This window comes from Nocardia sp. NPDC019219 (assembly GCF_040632645.1).
GTDB classification, from domain to species: Bacteria; Actinomycetota; Actinomycetes; order Mycobacteriales; family Mycobacteriaceae; genus Nocardia; species Nocardia sputorum.
Genome location: NZ_JBEYCG010000010.1, coordinates 236,964 through 255,449 on the forward strand (window position 1 = coordinate 236,964; position 18,486 = coordinate 255,449).

Genomic DNA, 18,486 nt, shown 5'->3' on the forward strand with positions numbered 1-18,486 from the left:
CGAAACCCCACCTGCGAACACGCAGCGCAACGGGCCTCGCGAAACCAAGACAGGGTTAATGGTGTGCCGGTCACCGGGCACATCTAGGGTAGTTGGGTATACCCGGTGAGCACGCCGTAGCTGCCGCGCGATCATCGCCGTCAGAAACCCACCCGCCGTCGACGAAACCAATGTCAGGAGAACCTCGGTCGTGTCGATCACAGACGACATCCGCGCCCTCACTCAGCCGAACCACCCGGACGACTGGACGGATCTGGACACCAAGGCTGTCGACACCATCCGGGTCCTGGCCGCCGAGGCGGTGCAGAACGCCGGAAACGGCCATCCCGGCACCGCGATGAGCCTGGCGCCGCTGGCGTACACGCTCTACCAGCGCACCATGCGCATCGACCCGAGCGATCCCAGCTGGGTCGGCCGGGACCGGTTCGTGCTGTCCTGCGGGCACTCCAGCCTCACCCAGTACATCCAGCTCTACCTGGCGGGCTACGGTCTGGAACTGGACGACCTGAAGAACCTGCGCAAGTGGGGCTCGCTCACCCCGGGCCACCCGGAATTCCGGCACACCGACGGCGTGGAGATCACCACCGGCCCGCTCGGCCAGGGTCTGGCCTCGGCGGTCGGCATGGCGATGGCCGCGCGGCGCGAGCGCGGTCTGTTCGACCCGGACGCCGCGCCCGGCACCAGCCCGTTCGACCACTTCATCTACGTCGTCGCCTCCGACGGCGACCTGGAGGAAGGCGTCACCTCCGAGGCGTCGTCGCTCGCGGGCACCCAGCAACTGGGCAACCTCGTGCTGATCTACGACGACAACAAGATCTCCATCGAGGACGACACCACCATCGCCTTCACCGAGGACGTCGCGAAGCGGTACGAGGCCTACGGCTGGCACGTGCAGGTGGTCGAGGGCGGCGAGGACGTCGTCGCCATCGAGGCCGCGCTGGAAGCCGCCAAAGCCGAGACCGGCAAGCCCTCGATCATCGTGCTGCGCACCATCATCGGCTACCCGGCGCCCAGCAAGATGAACACCGGTACCGCCCACGGCGCGGCGCTGGGCGCCGACGAGGTGGCCGCCACCAAGAAGGTCCTCGGCTTCGATCCGGACAAGAGCTTCGACGTGGACCCGGCCGTCATCGAGCACACCCGCAAGGTCATCGAGCGCGGACGCGAGGCGCACGCGCAGTGGCAGAAGTCCTTCGACGCGTGGGCCGCGGCCAACCCCGAGAACAAGGCGCTGTTCGACCGCCTGATCGAGCGGCGGCTGCCGGACAACTGGGTCGCGAATCTGCCTGTCCACGAACCGGACCCGAAGGGTATGGCCACCCGCAAGGCGTCCGGCAAGGTGCTCGCCGCACTGGCGCCGGTGCTGCCGGAGCTGTGGGGCGGTTCGGCCGACCTCGCCGAGTCCAACAACACCACCATGCCCGACCAGCCCAGTTTCGGGCCGGAGTCGATCTCCACCGGCATGTGGAAGGCCGACCCGTACGGCCGGACGCTGCACTTCGGCGTCCGCGAGCACGCGATGGGCGCGATCCTCAACGGCATCGCGCTGCACGGCCCGACCCGGCCCTACGGCGGCACCTTCCTGGTCTTCAGCGACTACATGCGTCCCGCCGTCCGTCTGGCCGCGCTGATGCGGGTGCCCGCGATCTACGTCTGGACCCACGACTCCATCGGCCTCGGTGAGGACGGCCCGACACACCAGCCGATCGAGCACCTCGCCGCGCTGCGCGCGATCCCGGGCCTGAACGTGGTCCGTCCGGGCGACGCCAACGAGACCACCTACGCCTGGCGCACCATCCTGGAACGCGACAGCAGCGAGCACCGGTCGCACTTCTCGGTGTCGGAACTGCCGCACCAGGACGGCCCGTCCGGGCTGGCGCTGACCCGCCAGGATCTGCCGATCCTGGAGGGCACCAGCTACGAGGGCGTGTCGAAGGGCGGCTACGTGCTGGCCGAGGCGTCCACCGGCACACCGCAAGTGATCCTGATCGCCACCGGTTCGGAGCTGCAGCTCGCCGTCGCCGCCCGCACTACGCTGGAGGAGCAGGGCATCGCCACCCGCGTGGTGTCGATGCCGTGCGTGGAGTGGTTCGACGCGCAGGACAAGGCTTACCGGGACGAGGTGCTTCCGCCCGCGGTCGCCGCGCGTGTCGTCGTCGAAGCCGGTATCGCGATGCCGTGGCACCGGTTCGCCGGTGACGCGGGCGAGATCGTGTCGATCGAGCACTTCGGCGCCTCCGCCGACTACAAGACCCTGTTCCGCGAATTCGGCTTCACTCCGGAAGCCGTCGTTGCCGCCGCGCAGCGCACGCTCGAGAACGTGAAGGGATAAGCGCTCATGGCTCAGAACGAGAATCTCGCCGCCCTCTCGGCGGCGGGAGTGTCCGTATGGCTCGACGATCTGTCCAGGGACCGGATCAGCTCCGGCAACCTGCTCGAGCTGATCGAGACCCGGTCCGTCGTCGGGGTCACCACCAACCCGACGATCTTCCAGGGTGCGCTCAGTCAAGGCCACGCCTACGACGGCCAGCTGAAAGAGCTTGCCGCGCAAGGCGCGGACGCCGACGCCGCGATCCGCACCATCACCACCGACGACGTCCGCGCGGCCTGCGACGTGTTCGCTCCGGTCTTCGAGGCGACCGGCGGCGTGGACGGCCGGGTTTCCATCGAGGTCGACCCGCGCCTGGCGTTCGACACCGACCGCACCGTCGCGCAGGCGGTGGAACTGTGGAAGATCGTCGACCGGCCCAACCTGTTCATCAAAATCCCCGCCACCGAGGAGGGCCTGCCCGCCATCACCGCGGTGATCGCGGAGGGCATCAGCGTCAACGTCACGCTGATCTTCTCGGTCCAGCGCTACCGCGCGGTGATGGGCGCGTATCTGGAAGGTGTGAAGAAGGCCAAGGTCGGCGGCCACGACCCGGCCAAGATCCATTCCGTCGCCTCGTTCTTCGTCTCCCGTGTGGACACCGAGATCGACAAGCGGCTGGAGGCGCTGGGCACCGAGGAAGCGCTCGCGCTGCGCGGCAAGGCCGGCATCGCCAACGCCCGCCTGGCCTACGCCGAGTACCAGGACGTGTTCGACGGCGGCAAGCACACCTCGACGTTCCTGAACCTGGCCGCGTCGGGCGCGAATCGGCAACGCCCGCTGTGGGCCTCCACCGGGGTGAAGAACCCGGAGTACCCCGACACGATGTACGTCACCGAGTTGGTCGCCTCCAACACGGTGAACACGCTTCCGGAGAAGACGCTCCAGGCGGTCGCCGACCACGGCGTGATCGGCGGCGACACGGTCTCCGGCAAGGCGGAGGAGGCCAAGGAGGTCTTCGATCGACTCGCCGCGGTCGGCATCGACCTCGACGACGTGTTCGCGGTGCTCGAGCGCGAGGGCGTGGACAAGTTCGAGAAATCCTGGGAGGAGTTGCTTTCCGCCACCGCCGACGAGCTGAAGTCGGCGTCGACCGGGAACGGCTGACCGATGGCCGAAGCAGCGCCCGCGGATCGGCCGGACGCGGTCGAATGGCACAACCCGCTGCGTGAGAAGCGGGACAAACGTCTTCCGCGCATCGCCGGACCGTGCAGCATGGTCATCTTCGGCGTCACGGGTGACCTGTCCCGCAAGAAGCTGATGCCGGCCATCTACGACTTGGCGAACCGGGGGCTGCTGCCCCCGGCATTCGGCTTGGTCGGCTTCGCGCGCCGCGACTACGCCGACGAGGACTTCGCCCGAGTGGTGCTGGAGGCGGTGAAGGCGCACGCGCGTACCCCCTTCCGCCAGGAGGTCTGGGACCAGCTCTCCGAAGGCATCCGGTTCGTCCAGGGCAGCTTCGACGACAACGCGGCGTTCGACCGGCTCGCCGACACCCTCACCACGCTCGACAAAGAGCGCGGCACCGGCGGCAACCACGCGTTCTACCTGTCGATCCCGCCGAACATGTTCCCGGTCGTGCTCGATCAGCTCTGCGCGCACGGCTTGGCGCAGACGACCGGGCCGGACGCGGCGCGCAAACCCTGGCGGCGGGTCGTGATCGAGAAGCCGTTCGGGCACGACCTGAAAAGCGCGCAGGAGCTCAACGCGCTGGTCAACGGGGTATTCCCCGAGGAACGGGTGTTCCGCATCGACCATTACCTGGGCAAAGAGACGGTGCAGAACATCCTCGCGATGCGCTTCGCCAACCAGCTCTACGAGCCGATCTGGAACGCCAATTTCGTCGACCACGTGCAGATCACCATGGCCGAGGACATCGGGCTCGGCGGTCGCGCGGGGTACTACGACGGCATCGGCGCCGCGCGCGACGTGATCCAGAACCACCTGCTGCAACTGCTGGCGCTCACCGCCATGGAGGAGCCGATCAGCTTCGAGCCCAAGCAGTTGCAGACCGAGAAGATCAAGGTGCTGTCCGCGACCAAGCTCGTCGAACCACTGGACGAGACCACCGCGCGCGGACAGTACACCGAGGGCTGGCAAGGCAGCGAACACGTGGTCGGCCTGGCGCAGGAGGAAGGCTTCGACCCGGAGTCGACCACCGAGACCTATGCCGCGATCCGGCTGGAGATCGACACCCGCCGCTGGGCGGGCGTCCCGTTCTTCCTGCGCACCGGAAAACGGCTCGGCCGCAGGGTCACCGAGATCGCGGTGATCTTCAAGCGGGCCCCGCATCTGCCGTTCGACCAGACCATGACCGAGGAACTCGGGCAGAACGCGCTGGTCATCCGGGTGCAGCCGGACGAGGGCATCACCACCCGGTTCGGCTCGAAGGTGCCCGGCTCCGGTATGGAGGTGCGCGACGTCAACATGGACTTCAGCTACGGCGAGGCGTTCACCGAGTCCTCTCCCGAGGCCTACGAACGCCTGATCCTCGACGTGCTGCTCGGGGTTCCGTCGCTGTTCCCGGTGAACGCGGAGGTCGAATTGTCCTGGCGCATTCTCGATCCGGTGCTCGAGCACTGGGCCGCCGAAGGCAGGCCGGAGCCGTATGAGGCGGGTACCTGGGGTCCGGCCTCGGCCGACGAGATGATCGCCCGCACCGGGCGGGAATGGCGGCGCCCGTGATCGTGGACATGCCCGGGACCGACACCGGCGAGGTCACCAAACGCATCGTGCAGCTGCGCGAGAACAACGGCGTGATCACCGTGGGCCGCGTGCTCACGCTGGTGGTGTGCACGCTCGACAGCTCCGAGGCCGAGCACGCGATCGAGGCGGCGAACGAGGCCAGCCGCGAGCATCCCTGCCGGGTGGTGGTGCTCGCGCGCGGTGATCGGGAGGCCGCCACCCGGCTGGACGCGCAGATCCGGGTGGGCGGCGACGCGGGCGCGGCCGAGGTCATCGTGCTGCGCCTGCAAGGCGCGCTGGTCAATCACGAGAGCAGCGTCGTCACCCCGTTCCTGCTGCCGGACACGCCGGTGGTCGCCTGGTGGCCGCGCGGGGCGCCGGAGTTCCCGTCCAAGGATTCGGTGGGCCGCCTGGCCGGCCGCCGCATCACCGACGCCACGTTCGCGCCCGATCCGCAAGCGGCGATCAAGAAGCGGCTTCAGTCCTACGCCAGCGGCGACACCGATCTGGCTTGGAGCCGGATCACGTACTGGCGCGCCCTGCTGGCGGCGGCCATGGACGAGCCGCCGTTCGAGTCGGTGGATTCGGTGACGGTGTCCGGGCTGCGCGACGAGCCCGCCCTGGACATGCTGGCCGGTTGGCTGGCCGCCCGGCTGGACTGCCCGGTGCGCAGGCGCACCGGCCCGCTGCGGGTGGAACTGCACCGCCCCACCGTCTCCATCGCGATCGAACGCCCGCAGACCGGCCGCACCGCGACGTTGACCCGCACCGGAGAACCGGTGCAGCGAATCGCCCTGGCGCGCAGAGCGACTCGCGATTGCCTCGCCGAAGACCTACGCAGGCTGGACGCCGACGAGACCTACGCGGAGGCGCTGGCCGGACTGGAGAAGGTGATCTATGAGTGAGCACACCGATTCGCCGTTCCCCAGTGACACCGTCGAGGTGCACCTCGACACCGAGTCGCTGGTGGCCGCCGCGGCGGCCCGCTTCGTCTCGATCGTCGTCGCGGCCCAGGCCGAGCGCGGTTCCGCGTCGGTGGTGGTGACCGGCGGCGGCACCGGCATCGCCCTGCTCGAGCAGGTACGCAAGTCGCCCGGCGACATCGACTGGTCCCGGGTCGACGTGTTCTGGGGCGACGAGCGTTTCGTGCCCGCCAACGATCCGGAGCGCAACGACCTGCAAGCCAGGCGGGCGTTGTTCGACCACGTGCCGGTGGACCCGGCGCGGGTGCATCCGGTGGCCGTTTCCGACGGCGAGTATCCCGACCCGATAGAGGCGGCCGCCGAGTACTCCGCGACGGTGCACGCCCACCTCACCGAACACGGCGCGTTCGATCTGCATCTGCTCGGCATGGGCGGCGAAGGGCACGTGAATTCGCTGTTCCCGCATACCGACGCGGTGCGCGAAGAGCACGAGCTCGTCGTCGCCGTCACGAATTCACCGAAACCGCCGCCGGTGCGGGTGACGCTCACCCTGCCCGCGATCCGCCGCAGCAGGCACGTCGTGCTGGTGGTCGGCGGTGCGGCCAAGGCCGAGGCGGTCGCCGCGGCCATCGGAGGCGCCGCGCCGGTGGAGGTGCCCGCGGCCGGTGCGACGGGTATCGATTCCACCACGTGGCTGCTCGATCAGGAGGCCGCGTCCGCTCTGCACTGAGCAAGCTCTCGTAAATTTGTCCGCCGCCCGGCTCGATTGCCGGAAGACCAACGCCGGAAATCGCAGCCGAACGGCGGATTTTACGAGATGATCGGTCGGTGACCGAGCTGGCAGTGGATCTGGACGAGCGGTTCCGCACCGCCGTCGCGGCCCTCGTCCCGCGACCGGGCCGACCGGCGGACGAGCCGATCGCGCCCGGCGGCGCGATCACGGGCACTGCGTGCCTGGAACTGTTCGAAGCCCAAGCGACGAGCAGGCATCTCGATCTCGCGGCACGCCGTCTCGGCAGCGCCCGGCGCGGTTACTACAGCATCGGATCGTCCGGTCACGAGGGCAACGCCGCCGTGGCGGCCGCCCTGCGGGTCACCGATCCAGCGCTCCTGCACTACCGGTCGGGGGCGTTCTTCGTGCACCGGGCCCGGCGCGTCCCCGGGCTGGATCCGATCCGGGACGTGCTGCTCGGCGTGGTCGCCGCGGCGGCGGACCCGATTTCCGGTGGGCGGCACAAGGTGTTCGGCAGCGCCGCCGCCCACATCATCCCGCAGACCTCGACCATCGCGTCGCACCTCCCACGCGCGGTCGGATTGGCGTTCGCGATCGATCGGGCGGCGCGACTGGGTGTCGCCGGTCCGTGGCCCGCCGATTCGGTGGTGGTGTGCAGTTTCGGCGACGCGTCGGCCAACCATTCCACCGCGGCCGGGGCGATCAATGCCGCGATACACACCGCGCACCAGGGGATCGCGATGCCCATCCTGTTCGTCTGTGAGGACAACGGCATCGGGATCAGCGTCCCCACGCCCCCGGAGTGGATCGAGCAGGCGTATGGCAGCCGCCCGGGCCTGGCGTACTTCCCCGCGGACGGCTGCGCCGCCCTCGACGCGCTGACCACCGCCGAGGCCGCCGCGCGGTGGGTGCGAGACCACCGCGCGCCCGCGTTCCTGCATCTGCGGACCGTGCGGCTGCTCGGTCACGCGGGATCCGATGTCGAAACCGCTTACCGCCGGCCCGCCGACCTCGCCGCCGACCTCGCCCGCGATCCGGTGACCGCGACCGCGCGGCTGCTCATCGAGTCCGGCGTGGCGACACCCGCCGACGTGCTCGACCGTTATGCCGAGCTGGGCCGCCGCGTCGCCGCGACCGCCGAACTCGTCTCCGCTGAACCGAAACTCGCCTCAGCGGCGGCCGTCATCGCACCGATCGCCCCGTCCCGCCCGGCGCTCGTGCGCGCCGACGTACTCCGCACCGGACCGCTCCCCCGCGCACACCCGGACACCGGCCGCGCGATCGCGAGCGTGGATGCGCCGCCTCGCCGCAACGGCGCGGCGCGGACCGATCCGATGACCGTGGCGCAGGCGCTCAACGACACCCTCGCGAGCCTGCTGGACCGGGATGGCGACGTGCTGGTCTTCGGGGAGGACGTCGGCCGCAAAGGCGGCGTGTACGGCGTGACGAAGGGATTGCAGAAGACGTACGGCGCGCGCCGGGTGTTCGACACCCTGCTGGACGAGCAGAGCGTGCTCGGCACCGCACTGGGCTCGGCGCTGGCGGGTCTCGTGCCGATCCCGGAGATCCAGTACCTCGCCTACCTGCACAACGCCGCCGACCAGATCCGCGGCGAAGCCGCCACGCTGTCGTTCTTCTCCGACGGCCGCTACCGCAACCCGATGGTGGTGCGCATCGCCGGATACGGCTACCAGAAAGGTTTCGGCGGCCATTTCCACAACGACAACTCGGTGGCCGCGCTGCGCGACATCCCCGGCGTCGTGCTGGCCTCCCCGTCCCGCGCCGACGACGCCGCGGCGATACTGCGCACATGCGCGTCCGCGGCCCGGGTGGACGGCAGGGTGTGCCTGTATCTCGAGCCCATCGCGCTGTACCACACCCGCGACCTGCACGATCCGGGAGACGACGGCTGGCTGGCGCGCCCGTCCGCGGCCGGACACGTCGAGATCGGCCGCGCCCGCGTCTACGGTGACGGGGCCGACTTGACCATCGCCACTTTCGCCAACGGCGTGCCGATGAGCCTGCGCGTGGCACGGCGGCTGGCCCGGCACGGGATCAACGCGCGGGTGCTCGACCTGCGCTGGCTCGCGCCGCTTCCGGTGGAAGATCTCCTGCGGCACGCGCACGCGACCGGGCGGGTGCTCGTCGCGGACGAGACCCGCCGCAGCGGTGGCGTGTCGGAGGCGGTGTGCACTGCTCTGACCGACGCCGGTTTCACCGGCCGCCTCGCGCGCGTGACCAGCGAAGACAGTTTCGTCCCGCTCGGCCCGGCCGCCGCGACGGTGCTCTTGGACGAGGACCGTATCGAAGCCGCGGCCCTCCGGCTGCTGGCCGATGAGACCGGCACGCGGCCGCGGCGCGCCGAGGCCCGGCATTCCCCGGAATTCGATTCGGCCGGGGAATAGTGGAAATACAGTGAGAGTGACGGTGACCAGCAGTGGAAAGGACTCGCGATGACCACGATGTCCATGCTCGGCGAGGTGCGACCGGAGCACGAGCACACGGCCGACGGCGACCTGGTGCTTCTGCACTACCTGCGGTCGTTCCACAAGCCCGTGCTGGACGTGTGGTCGGCGGCCACCGAGCGCGGCCAGCTCGCCCGCTGGCTCGGCGCCGTCTCCGGCGGTAACGGCAACCTCACCATCGACTTGTTCGACGGTCCCGTCTCCGGCCCGGTCGCGGTGCGCGTCGACCATTGCCAGGCGCCGCACGAACTGGTCGTGCACATCGACGGCTGCCTGCTCGAAGTCCGGATGAGCCAGGTCGGCGTGGTCACCACCGTGGAACTGACCCGCCGCCACGTGCCTCCCGCCGACGCAGGCGCGATCGGCCCGCGCTGGCAATACCTGCTCGACCGCCTCACCGCATACCTCGACTACCAGCCGCTGCCGCGGTGGTCGGACTACCCGAAGCTGGCCGGGGAATACCAGTAGGTCCGCGGCTCAGTAGAAGAACCCGGCGACGCCCCAGCCGGGACGCGCCTGCGCCTCCCGGATCCACGCGACGCAGGATTCGATGGCCGCGAGCACCTCGTGGTCGACCTCCTCCCGTTGCGGCGGTGTGGTCGACTCCCACTGCACCAGCGCCTCCGCGCACTGCTCCGGCGTCCATTCGCCGTAGCCGGGCAGCTCGTCGGGCTGCGGCAGCGCGGGCGGCAGCGAGTGGTACATGAACGCGCGGACGCTGACCGCTTTGATGCCGAGCGTGGCCAGGCCGTCGTCGATGTGGTCGAGCCAGCGGCCACGGAACGCCGAGAAGTAGCGGTTGTCCACGAACCGTCCGTAGAACTGGCAGATCGTCTGGTAGGCGTAGCCGTACTGGAAACCGTAGGCCGGGTCGAACGGGCCGCCGTCGATGACGGCGCGCACCGCCTCGTAGCGGGTGGGCGCGCCGGCCGCGATCTCGTCGGCGAACCAGTCGTCGTCATGGGTCAGCTGGGCCTTGAACCGGCCGCCGATCATCCGCCGGAGCTTGTCGTCCCGGGACCCGATGGCGCCGGAGATCCTGTCCAGTTCGACGACGTAGATGCTCAGGCTATAACTCATTCACCGAACATTAGCGGTGCCCACCGACAACGAACCGCACTGAGCCCGAGGACGTTTCGCCTCAGGCCGGAAGGCCGGCCCGGTGCGCCGCGAGGTGGGCGAGATGGGCGGTGAGCAACGCGTTCACCCGCTCGGTCCGCTCCAGCTGCACGAGGTGACCGGCGTCGGCGATCTCGGTGACCGCGCGCAGGTCGGTGACGTGCGCGCGCATGGTGGCCAGCGGGTCACGACCGCTGAAACCCTCCATGTCGGGATCGCGGTCGCCGTGCAGGAAGTAGGCGGGCACAGTGACTTTCGCGTCGGCGTAGTCGGCGGTGAGCTCCCAGTTGCGGTCCAGGTTGCGGTACCAGTTCAGCCCGCCGGTGAATCCCGTGCGTTCGAAATCCCCCGCCAGCACGTCCAACTCGTCCGCGCCGAGCCAGCGCCACGGCAGCGCGGGCGCTTGCGGCAATACGTCGAGGTAGCCGGTGCCCTCGGCCGGGAAGCGCCAGGTGTCCAGGTAGTGGTAGTCGGCGCTGAGCGCGTAGTACACGCGGGCCAGGAACTCCCTCGGATGCGCGGCGAGTTCCTCGTCCGCCACGCCGGGGGTCTGGAAGTAGTGCAGGTGCAGGAAGTGCCGAGCCGCGGCTTTCGCCCACAACTGCGACGGAGCACGCGGCGGGCGCGGCGCGAACGGGTTGTTCAAGACGATGACGCCGCGCACCCGCCCCGGTGCGCGCAACGCCAGCTCCCACACCAGTGCCGCACCGAAGTCCAAACCGACGAACACCGCCTGCTCGGCGCCGATGTCGTCGAGCAGGGCGAGCAGATCCCCGCACACCGCGTGATTGGTGTACGCTTCCGGGTCGGCCGGGGCGTCGGTCCGGCCGTACCCGCGCAAGTCCGGTGCCAGAGCGCGGTATCCGGCCGCGGCGATGGCGGGGAGCTGGCGATGCCAGATGTACCAGGTGTGCGGGAAACCGTGGCAGAAGACCACCGGCTGCCCCGTTCCCTGCTCGGCGACGTGCATGCGGACACCGCCGGACGTCACGAACCGATGAGTCAGTTCCACTCGGACCTCCAAAACCTAGAACACGTTATCGTTTCACGGTAATGTTCCGGTTTCGTGAGCGGAATACCCGAGAGGCTCGAAGGCAAGGTCGCGGTGGTCACCGGCGCCAGCCGCGGCATCGGCAAGGGGATCGCGCTGGAACTCGGTGCGGCGGGCGCCACGGTGTTCGTCACCGGGCGCTCGGCGGCGCAGGGACGGCTACCCGGCACCGTACACGCCACGGCCGCGGAAATCGATGCCGCGGGCGGTGTCGGCATCCCGTTCGTGTGCGATCACCGCGACGACGACGCGGTGGAGCGGTTGTTCGAGCTGATCCGCACCGAGCACGGCAGACTGGACGTGCTGGTCAACAACGTCTACAACTCCCCCGCCGCGGCACGCTGGCTGGGCAAGCCGTTCTGGGAGGTGCCGCCCGCGGCGTGGGACGAGTCGTTCGACGTCGGCGTCCGATCCCATTACGTGGCGAGCTATTTCGCCGCACCGCTATTGATCGAATCGGGCGGGCTGATCGTCAACATCTCCTCGCCAGGGGCACGCAGATACATGCACAACGCCGTGTACGGCGTCGCGAAATCCGCTCTGGACCGGCTCACCGCCGACCTGGCCCACAACCTCGCCGGCACCGAGGTGACCGTGGTCTCGCTCTGGCCCGGCATCGTGAACACCGAACTGCTGCAACTGGTTCCGGCCGACGCCGACGGCAGGCGGCTGGTCACGCTGCCCGGGGAGGGCACCTTCGACCTCGGCGACGCGCAGACGCCGCGTTTCACCGGCCGCGCCGTCGTCGCGCTCGCCACCGACGCCGGGCGGCGCTCGCGCACCGGATTGCCCTGGCCGGTGGCCGATCTCGCCGAGTACTACGGGTTCACCGACATCGACGGCCGCATTCCGCGCGTCGACTGACTCCGTCAGAGCGCGCCGAGGAAGCGCTGCACCGAGCGCGGCGGGACCGGGCGCGCGCCACACCGGATACAGCAGTCGGCGGGAATAGTCTTCAGCGGCATCGGTTTCGGCATCGCGTGGACCGGCCTGCTGGTGCTGGCGTTGCGACCGCTGGTTCCGTGGCAGCTCCTCTGGCCGCTCTCCGCGGCGCTGACCGCCGCCCTTCTGGTTCCCGTGGCGCTCGAGATCCGCCCCGGGCGCCGTGTCCCCCGCCGCTCGCGCACCTGGCGTGCCCTGCTGGTCGCGTACTTCCTCGAAGGACTCGGGTACATCGTCATCGGGACCTTCTCGCTCGCGGCGGTGAGCGCGCAGCGCGGGCCGGTGACCGGCTCGGCGATGTGGATCGTCGTGGGCGCGGCGGCCGCGGCGGCGTCCGTACTCTGGGCCGTGGCCGCGCGACGCTGGTCTCCCGCGCTGCTGTTGGCTATCGCGTTGGTGGCGCAGTGCGTGTCGGCGGCGCTCCCGGCGTCGTCCGATGCCGTCTGGGCCGTGAGTGCGGCGGCAGTGCTGTTCGGGGGGACGTTCGTCGGAATCGTCATGCTCGCGATGCTGGTCGGCACCGGTTGACCGACGGGGCCGCGGCGGCACCGCTGACCGCCGGGTACGGCGCCGGACAGATTCTCGGCCCCGTGTTGGTGGCCCCGGTGGTCGGGACGAGTTATCCCGCCGCGTTCGCGAACGCCGCGACCGTGCTCGGTGCGGCGGCGCTCACGGCGGGCGCGGTGATCGCCGGAATCAGGCGAACTTGATCTCCAGGCCGATGCCGAGAATGGCGATCAACCAGATGACGCCGGTGAAGATGGTGACGCGGTCGAGGTTCTTCTCCACGACGGTTGACCCGGACAGGCTGGACTGCACGCCACCGCCGAACAGGCTGGACAGACCTCCACCCTTGGCGCGGTGCAGCAGCACCAGCAGCACCAGCAGCACGCTGGTGATGATCAGGAGGATATCCAGGAACATCCGCATGCCGGACAGTGTATGCGGTCGGTGCGATCGCACCGAATCAGGCACTCGGCCGGAACCGGCGTCAGCGCCGGTCCACCGCGACCAAATGGGTGACCTGGTCGCCCTCGGCGGCGCCGAACTTCGCGACGGCCTCTTCCCGCAGCTGATCCTGCGCGGTGAGCCGGACCTGATGCTGGTGCATGTGCTCGGCCCACGACCGTACGACGAACGCCTCGACGAAGCGGTCGACCACGCCGACGTCGCGATACAGACGCCATTCCATCGCGCCGGTGCGCTGTCGTGACCGGCCGACGAAGGCCATGGCCGCGAGGAATTCCTCGACGTCCTCCGGCGGCACGTCGTAACTGCGCAGGATCAGCACCGGACCGTCGTCGGGATCGGGCACGACCGCCAGCTCCGGTTCCGGCCAGAACGCCGAAGGTGTCAGGTCGAGCACCTCGGGGTCGTTCCGGATGGGCAGCCACACCGTGCTCACCGCGCAGAACGCCAGCAGCGCCGCCGCCCACAGCAGCGCGGGCACCGAGCCGATCGCGTCGGCGACCAGACCCCAGACCAGCGAACCGATCGCCTGTCCGCCCATGAACACCAGCAGGTACACCGACAGCCCACGCGCCCGCACCCAGGCCGGCAGCAGCAGTTGCATGGTCGAGTTCATGGTGGACATCGCCAGCAGCCACGCCAGCCCCGCGAACACCAGCAGCACCAGCACCACCGGCAGCACGCGCAGCAGCGCCGTGCCCGCCGTCGCCGCTCCGAACAGGATCGCGGCGATGGTCAGCCGCTGTGTCGGGGTCAGCCATGCCCGCAGTCGGGACAGCGCCGCCGCGCCCAGCACCGCGCCGACGCCGAGGGCGCCGAGCATCAAGCCGTACCCCGACGACGACAGCCCGAGCCGGTCGCGCGCGATCACCGGCAGCAGCGCCCACACCGCGCTCGCGGGCGCGATGAACAGGATCGAACGCAGCAGCACCCGGCGGATCGCGGGCGCCGCGCGGATGAACCGGGTGCCGGCCTGCAGCGCTGCCAAAGGGCGCTCGGTGGGCAGGCGCCGGTCGGTCGCCGGTCGGCGCCAGACCGTCAGTACCGCGACGATCCCGACGAACGACACCGCGTTCAGCGCGAACACCAGCGTCGGCCCGGACAGCGAGACCAGCGCGCCCGCCAGCGCGGGTCCCACCGCCCTGCCGATGTTGATGTTCATGCTGCCCAGCGCGGACGCCGCCGGGATCTGCTCGCGCGAGACCAGTTCGGGTTGGATCGCCTGCCAGGCCGGCGCGGTCAACGCCTGGCCGCAACCGAGCAGGAACAACAAGGTGAGCAGCACCGTGGGCGTGGTGTGGCCCGTCGCCGTCGACACGGCGAGCAGCAGGGCCAGTACCGCCATCGTGGACTGGGCGCCGAGCAACAGCCTGCGCCGGTCCACCAGGTCGGCGATCACCCCGGACGGGATGGCGAGCAGCATCACCGGAAGCGTGATGGCGGTCTGCACGAACGACACCAGCGCCGCCGCGTTGGGCTGGTCGACCATGATCCATTGCGCGCCGACGGTCTGCATCCAGGTGCCGAGATTCGACACCAACTGCGCCACCCACAGCGCGCGGTACACCGGTGCCCGCAGCGGCGCCCAGGTGGAGATCGGGGTCGTCGCGGCAGTTGTCACGCGCCGAAGCTTAGTCGCGGCGACGACGCCGCCCTGACGCCGCGTCCGGCCCCTGGTCCGCCGTACGCGCCGCTGTTGCGGCCAGCAGCAACGCCACGATCAGCAACGCGGCCCCGATCAGACCCGGCGCCGTGAGGCGTTCACCCAGGACCACCGCCGCCAGCGCCGCACCCGTGAGCGGTTCGAGCAGGGCCAGCACCGCGGCGATGCCAGGGCCCGCCTCCGCCAGCCCACGGAAGTACAAGGTGTAGGCGACCGCCGTGGGCGCGAGCCCCAGCATCAGAACCAGCGCGAGACCGGCGGGCGTCGGGTCGAACGTCAGCCCGCCCAGTGCGGCGAGCGGAACGAGCAGCACCGCGCCGCCGGTGAACCCGAGGCCCGTCGTGGTCATCGCGTCCAGCCCGGGCACCGGCGCCGCGTTGAGCACGGTGACCGTCGCGAACGCCACGGCGGCCACCGCCGCCAGCGCCGCGCCCACCAGTAACGCGCCCGCACCGGCACGGCCGGTCGGCGCGCCGACCAGCAACGCCAGTCCGCCCAGGGCGATGCCGATCGTCACCGCGCGGCGCCGGTCCACCGCCTGCCGGCCGGTGACGTGCTCCAGCCCCGCGACGACCACCGGCGACACGCCGATCGTGATCAGTGTCGCGAGGCTGACCGACGACGCCGCGACAGCGCCGAAGTAGGCGGCCTGGAAGACCGCGGCGAGCACCGCGACCGCGCCGATCCGGCGCCAGGCCGACGGATCCCGCGGCCACGGCCGCCGCGTGCCCACGAGCAGGACGACCAGCAGCAGTCCGCCGACGGCGAGGCGGCAAGTGGCTACCGAGACGGGCGGCAAACCGGTGGCCCGATGGACCAGCGTGCCGAGCAGACCGCCGGTGCCCCAGAGGAATCCGGCGCCGACGAGGTGGACCACCCCGGAACGGGCGGCAGAGGACACAGATGAGGACATGAAGAATCGCGCTCCTGCGACGAAAGGGATCGGGGTCGCGGAAGCGAGGTGCGCGGCGATGCCGAAAGAGCGCGCCCACCACACGGGGGCGCGCTGGATACCTACACCTCGCTCAGGAGGCGGGCGGCGGGGTGATCGGGAAGCATCGGTGCACGGCACAGATCGTAATACGGCGCGGGCCTAGTCATCCCATGAGTCCCGGACCCGGCGCTGTAGCGGGCCGTCGGCAGGCCGATGAGGCCGGTGCGAACTCCGTGCGGCGGGCCGTCGTCGGTAGCATCGCCGCATGGCGGCACTCTTCGCGCGATCAGCACCGCTCGTCCTGGTCGCCCTCTGCGCGATCGCGGCGTGCTCGAGGGGAGAGCCGGATCGCGGCGGGGGCGAGCCGACCCCGGTGGGCCGCACCTTTCTCTCGACGGACGTCGAAGGCACCCCGATTCCCGGCGGCGGCCCGTTGACGATCAGCTTCACCGAAGACCGGGTAGCGGCCGACGCGGGGTGCAACAAGTTCACCGGCGCGGTCTCCCTGGACGACCAGGTCCTGCGCGTCTCCGGCTTGGCCACCACCCTGATGGCCTGCGAGGACGAACGGCACGGCGCCGACGAGTGGCTCAGCGGCCTGCTGAATTCCCGGCCCAGCTGGCGTCTGGAGGGCTCGCGGCTCACCCTGCGCAGTCCCGACCGCACGGTGACCTTGCTCGACAAGAAGGTCGCTCGGCCGGACAAACCGGTCAACGGCACGGCATGGCAGGTCACCGCGCTCATCACCGACAACAGCAGTATCCGCTCGCGCGCTCTGGACGAGGCGCAGCCGACGCTCACCATCGCCGAGGACGGCAGCGTCTCCGGCAGCACCGGATGCAATCGCCTCACCGGCACCGCTGAGGTGTCCGGTACGCAGATCACCTTCCGGATCGCCACCACGAAGATGCTGTGCTCGCCGGAGGTGATGGAGGTGGAGCAGTCCGTGCTGAAGGCCATGGACGGCAAGACCACCGCCACGGTGGACGCCGAGACGCTGACCCTGCGCAACGACAACGGCGCGGGCCTGGTCCTGCACGCGCGGTGAGCGCGCCCGCTACTTCTTCCTGGTGAGCACGACGCGGTCGGCGATCCGCTCCGCTTCGCCGGGCGGCGCGAAATAGATCTCCATGACCACCCGGTCGGCCGACTCCAGCCGGATCAGCGTGCGCATCGGGATGGTCTTGCCGACGAACTGCGGGCCGAGCACACCCGGATCGGTGAATTCACCGGCCATGACGATGTCGGCATCGCCGCCGCTGCCCTTCGCGCCCTTGTAACTCATCGTCATGGGCGTGATGCTGTCGACGGTCGTCCACTCATAGCGGTTGTCGGTCGGTCCGAAACCGAGGAGTCCGAGCCGGTAATACGCACTGCTGCCGTGGATGTCCTCGGCTTCTTCACGCAGCAAATTGTTGCCGGTCTCGGCGATCCATTCCCAGCGTGAGACGATCTCCCGCTTGGTCGGGTTCTCCGCCGTGCCGCCGGCGACGAAGGTCGACTTGTCGCCCTTCCACTCCCCGACGAGTTGATCGAGCCTGCGATGTCCCGCGTCCTGCTGCTCCGGCCGCACCGGGATCGCCGTACTCGATGCCACGTCGTGGTGATCGTGATCGTGGGACGATTCGCCGGAACAGCCGACGAGGACGGCCAGCGCGAGTAGCGCTACCGGAAGTGCGCAGGTCAGCTTGCGAAGCGTCACGAAAATCCTTGCTTGGCCGAGGGATCGAGCTCCGACATCATCGCACGAGCGGCGCACGCGCAGCACCCGCGATCGCTCTCGGCGTAAACGGCACAGCCCGGTATCGCGGGAAGCGATACCGGGCTGTCGGATGTCGTGCCCTGCTCAGGGCAAGGGGCCGCCCGCGGCGATCGCGGAGAGGGTGGCGAATTCGTCACCCTTGAGCGAAGCGCCGCCGACCAAGGCGCCGTCGATGTCGCTCTGCGCGACCAATTCTCCGACGTTCTTGGCGTTCACCGACCCGCCGTAGAGCACGCGGACGCCCGCCGCGACCTCAGGTCCGGCCAGCTTCTCCAGCTCCCCGCGGATCGCGCCGCAGACCTCCTGCGCGTCGGCGGGGGTGGCGACCTTGCCGGTGCCGATCGCCCACACCGGCTCGTAGGCGATGACGATCTTGGAGATCTCCTCCGCTGTCAAGCCTTTCAGCGATCCCCGCAGCTGCTCGAGGTTGTACTCGACGTGCGTGCCCGCCTCGCGGATGTTCAAGCCCTCACCGATGCACACGATCGGGGTGATCCCGTGCTTCAACGCCTGCTTGGCTTTGGCGAGCACGGTGGCGTCGTCCTCGGTGTGGTACTGACGCCGCTCGGAGTGCCCGACCACGACGAAGGTGCAGCCCAGCTTGGCGAGCATGCTCGCGCTGATCTCACCGGTGTAGGCGCCCGACTCGTGCACCGAGACGTCCTGGCCGCCGTAGGTGAGCAGGAGCTTGTCCCCTTCGACCAGCGTCTGCACGCTGCGGATGTCGGTGAACGGCGGGATCACCGCCACGTCCACCTTGTCGAAGTACTTCTCCGGCAAGGCGAATGCGATCTTCTGCACCAGGGCGATGGCCTCGAGGTGGTTGAGGTTCATCTTCCAGTTGCCCGCGATGAGCGGTTTGCGTGCCATGT

18 protein-coding genes are annotated in these 18,486 nt (G+C 69.8%); 11 read left to right on the forward strand and 7 right to left on the reverse strand.

Going from position 1 to position 18,486, the window contains the following annotated elements; translation table 11 throughout:
- Window positions 1-190 precede the first annotated feature (190 nt).
- The 7 genes from tkt (at window position 191) to ABZ552_RS20350 (ending at window position 9,642) form a co-directional block, all read left to right on the forward strand.
- Window positions 191-2,332 carry a transketolase gene (tkt, locus tag ABZ552_RS20320; RefSeq protein WP_281917934.1) on the forward strand — a complete coding sequence of 714 codons (2,142 nt, stop codon included), beginning with the start codon at window positions 191-193 and terminating at the stop codon, window positions 2,330-2,332.
- 6 nt (window positions 2,333-2,338) lie between these two features.
- A complete protein-coding gene (tal, locus tag ABZ552_RS20325) occupies window positions 2,339-3,475 on the forward strand; it encodes a transaldolase (protein WP_281879125.1) in 1,137 nt (378 codons plus the stop codon).
- 3 nt (window positions 3,476-3,478) lie between these two features.
- Complete coding sequence (gene zwf / locus ABZ552_RS20330; RefSeq protein ID WP_281879123.1) at window positions 3,479-5,053, forward strand: glucose-6-phosphate dehydrogenase; 1,575 nt, start codon at window positions 3,479-3,481, stop codon at window positions 5,051-5,053.
- Entirely contained in the window at window positions 5,050-5,958 is a 909-nt protein-coding gene (gene opcA, locus ABZ552_RS20335) for a glucose-6-phosphate dehydrogenase assembly protein OpcA (protein WP_281880892.1), read from the forward strand. The genes zwf and opcA overlap by 4 nt, the downstream gene beginning before the upstream one ends.
- Complete coding sequence (pgl, locus tag ABZ552_RS20340) at window positions 5,951-6,706, forward strand: 6-phosphogluconolactonase (RefSeq protein WP_357439001.1); 756 nt, start codon at window positions 5,951-5,953, stop codon at window positions 6,704-6,706. The genes opcA and pgl overlap by 8 nt, the downstream gene beginning before the upstream one ends.
- Window positions 6,707-6,813: 107 nt before the next feature.
- Entirely contained in the window at window positions 6,814-9,114 is a 2,301-nt protein-coding gene (locus ABZ552_RS20345; RefSeq protein ID WP_357439036.1) for a thiamine pyrophosphate-dependent enzyme, read from the forward strand.
- 48 nt (window positions 9,115-9,162) lie between these two features.
- A complete protein-coding gene (locus ABZ552_RS20350) occupies window positions 9,163-9,642 on the forward strand; it encodes a hypothetical protein (protein ID WP_281879120.1) in 480 nt (159 codons plus the stop codon).
- Window positions 9,643-9,651: 9 nt separating this feature from the next.
- On the opposite strand, the gene ABZ552_RS20355 is transcribed toward ABZ552_RS20350, so the two are convergent.
- Window positions 9,652-10,254: a hypothetical protein gene (locus tag ABZ552_RS20355; protein ID WP_281879119.1), complete on the reverse strand. Its 603-nt coding sequence runs from the start codon at window positions 10,252-10,254 to the stop codon at window positions 9,652-9,654.
- A 61-nt stretch (window positions 10,255-10,315) separates the two neighbouring features.
- Window positions 10,316-11,305, reverse strand: a complete 990-nt coding sequence (locus ABZ552_RS20360) for an alpha/beta hydrolase (protein WP_357439004.1) — start codon at window positions 11,303-11,305, stop codon at window positions 10,316-10,318.
- A gap of 54 nt (window positions 11,306-11,359) precedes the next feature.
- Between ABZ552_RS20360 and ABZ552_RS20365 the strand changes: the two genes are divergently transcribed.
- The 3 genes from ABZ552_RS20365 to ABZ552_RS20375 all read left to right on the forward strand — a co-directional run bounded on the left by ABZ552_RS20365 (window position 11,360) and on the right by ABZ552_RS20375 (window position 12,996).
- Window positions 11,360-12,208 (forward strand): SDR family NAD(P)-dependent oxidoreductase, encoded by an 849-nt coding sequence (locus ABZ552_RS20365; RefSeq protein WP_281879116.1) that lies wholly within the window; start codon window positions 11,360-11,362, stop codon window positions 12,206-12,208.
- 111 nt (window positions 12,209-12,319) lie between these two features.
- Window positions 12,320-12,814: a YbfB/YjiJ family MFS transporter gene (locus tag ABZ552_RS20370; protein WP_357439039.1), complete on the forward strand. Its 495-nt coding sequence runs from the start codon at window positions 12,320-12,322 to the stop codon at window positions 12,812-12,814.
- A complete protein-coding gene (locus ABZ552_RS20375; RefSeq protein WP_357439007.1) occupies window positions 12,811-12,996 on the forward strand; it encodes a hypothetical protein in 186 nt (61 codons plus the stop codon). The genes ABZ552_RS20370 and ABZ552_RS20375 overlap by 4 nt, the downstream gene beginning before the upstream one ends.
- Here the strand turns inward: ABZ552_RS20375 and secG are convergent.
- From secG to ABZ552_RS20390, 3 genes are all read right to left on the reverse strand, one after another.
- Window positions 12,983-13,216 (reverse strand): preprotein translocase subunit SecG, encoded by a 234-nt coding sequence (gene secG / locus ABZ552_RS20380; protein ID WP_039798855.1) that lies wholly within the window; start codon window positions 13,214-13,216, stop codon window positions 12,983-12,985. The two genes, ABZ552_RS20375 and secG, sit on opposite strands and share 14 nt — an antisense overlap.
- 61 nt (window positions 13,217-13,277) lie before the next feature.
- Window positions 13,278-14,876, reverse strand: coding sequence for an MFS transporter (locus tag ABZ552_RS20385; protein ID WP_281879113.1), 1,599 nt, complete (start codon window positions 14,874-14,876; stop codon window positions 13,278-13,280).
- Between the two features lie 10 nt (window positions 14,877-14,886).
- Complete coding sequence (locus tag ABZ552_RS20390; protein WP_357439010.1) at window positions 14,887-15,831, reverse strand: EamA family transporter; 945 nt, start codon at window positions 15,829-15,831, stop codon at window positions 14,887-14,889.
- Window positions 15,832-16,117: 286 nt separating this feature from the next.
- Here ABZ552_RS20390 and ABZ552_RS20395 point away from each other — a divergent pair, with 286 nt between their 5' ends.
- Window positions 16,118-16,900, forward strand: a complete 783-nt coding sequence (locus tag ABZ552_RS20395; RefSeq protein WP_357439013.1) for an META domain-containing protein — start codon at window positions 16,118-16,120, stop codon at window positions 16,898-16,900.
- A 9-nt stretch (window positions 16,901-16,909) separates the two neighbouring features.
- Here ABZ552_RS20395 and ABZ552_RS20400 read toward each other — a convergent pair whose 3' ends face one another.
- The gene (locus ABZ552_RS20400) at window positions 16,910-17,554 is read right to left on the reverse strand and encodes a DUF1579 family protein (RefSeq protein ID WP_357439016.1); all 645 of its coding nucleotides are present in this window, start codon (window positions 17,552-17,554) and stop codon (window positions 16,910-16,912) included.
- A 144-nt stretch (window positions 17,555-17,698) separates the two neighbouring features.
- Window positions 17,699-18,484 carry a triose-phosphate isomerase gene (gene tpiA, locus ABZ552_RS20405; protein ID WP_281879107.1) on the reverse strand — a complete coding sequence of 262 codons (786 nt, stop codon included), beginning with the start codon at window positions 18,482-18,484 and terminating at the stop codon, window positions 17,699-17,701.
- Window positions 18,485-18,486: the final 2 nt, after the last annotated feature.

Bases quoted from the DNA above. Each gene is read 5' to 3' on its own strand.
- tal (WP_281879125.1), top strand. From the start codon at position 2,339: ATGGCTCAGAACGAGAATCTCGCCGCCCTCTCGGCGGCGGGAGTGTCC.
- zwf (WP_281879123.1), top strand. From the start codon at position 3,479: ATGGCCGAAGCAGCGCCCGCGGATCGGCCGGACGCGGTCGAATGGCAC.
- pgl (WP_357439001.1), top strand. From the start codon at position 5,951: ATGAGTGAGCACACCGATTCGCCGTTCCCCAGTGACACCGTCGAGGTG.
- ABZ552_RS20350 (WP_281879120.1), top strand. From the start codon at position 9,163: ATGACCACGATGTCCATGCTCGGCGAGGTGCGACCGGAGCACGAGCAC.
- ABZ552_RS20355 (WP_281879119.1), bottom strand. From the start codon at position 10,254: ATGAGTTATAGCCTGAGCATCTACGTCGTCGAACTGGACAGGATCTCC.
- secG (WP_039798855.1), bottom strand. From the start codon at position 13,216: ATGCGGATGTTCCTGGATATCCTCCTGATCATCACCAGCGTGCTGCTG.
- ABZ552_RS20390 (WP_357439010.1), bottom strand. From the start codon at position 15,831: ATGTCCTCATCTGTGTCCTCTGCCGCCCGTTCCGGGGTGGTCCACCTC.
- ABZ552_RS20395 (WP_357439013.1), top strand. From the start codon at position 16,118: ATGGCGGCACTCTTCGCGCGATCAGCACCGCTCGTCCTGGTCGCCCTC.
- tpiA (WP_281879107.1), bottom strand. From the start codon at position 18,484: ATGGCACGCAAACCGCTCATCGCGGGCAACTGGAAGATGAACCTCAAC.